The organism is Weizmannia acidilactici, from assembly GCF_008974185.1.
GTDB lineage: Bacteria > Bacillota > Bacilli > Bacillales > Bacillaceae_C > Weizmannia > Weizmannia acidilactici.
Genome location: NZ_BKZP01000094.1, coordinates 1 through 842 on the forward strand (window position 1 = coordinate 1; position 842 = coordinate 842).

At 48.5% G+C, this 842-nt stretch carries 1 protein-coding gene; it reads left to right on the forward strand.

Annotated elements, in window-relative coordinates; all coding sequences use genetic code 11:
- A partial coding sequence (locus BpJC4_RS15820; RefSeq protein ID WP_151698196.1) for an HsdM family class I SAM-dependent methyltransferase occupies positions 1-842 on the forward strand: 842 nt, incomplete at both ends.

An 842-nucleotide genomic window follows, 5' to 3' on the forward strand; every position in this document is an offset into this window, starting at 1 on the left:
ATGTTTTTGATCCCGACAGCAAATATGCTGGCGAAAATTGTGGACGGCATTGACAACCTGCCGATGAAAGGGCGCGATACGCAGGGAGACCTGTACGAGTATTTGCTGTCCAAGATCGCAACGGCCGGAACAAACGGACAATTCCGTACCCCGCGCCACATTATTAAAATGATGGTCGAATTGATGAAACCGACCCCCGAAGACATCATCATCGATCCGGCGATGGGTTCGGCAGGATTTTTGGTGGCGGCAAGCGAATATTTGCATCAACACCATGAGGATTTATTCCTCGTCCAGGGATTAAAGGAACATTTCCATAATACGATGTTTTACGGCAATGACATGGACCGGACGATGCTCCGGATTGGTGCGATGAACATGATGCTGCACGGTGTCGATAATCCGAACATTGCCTACCGCGATTCGCTATCCGAGGCGAATAAAGACAAGGACAAATACACGCTTGTACTTGCGAATCCGCCGTTCAAAGGCTCGCTTGATTACGAAGCCGTGTCGAATGATTTATTAAAAATCGCGAAGACAAGGAAAACAGAATTGCTGTTTTTATCTTTGTTTATCCGGATATTAAAACCGGGCGGCCGGGCAGCAGTGATTGTCCCGGACGGTGTCTTGTTCGGGAGCTCTAACGCCCATAAGAAAATCCGTAAAGAAATTATTGACAACCACAAGCTGGAAGCGATCATTTCGATGCCAAGCGGCGTGTTTAAACCGTACGCAGGCGTTTCGACCGCGATCATGATTTTCACGAAAACGGGGGCAGGCGGAACCGACAACGTATGGTTCTATGACATGAAAGCGGACGGATTCTCATTGGACGACAA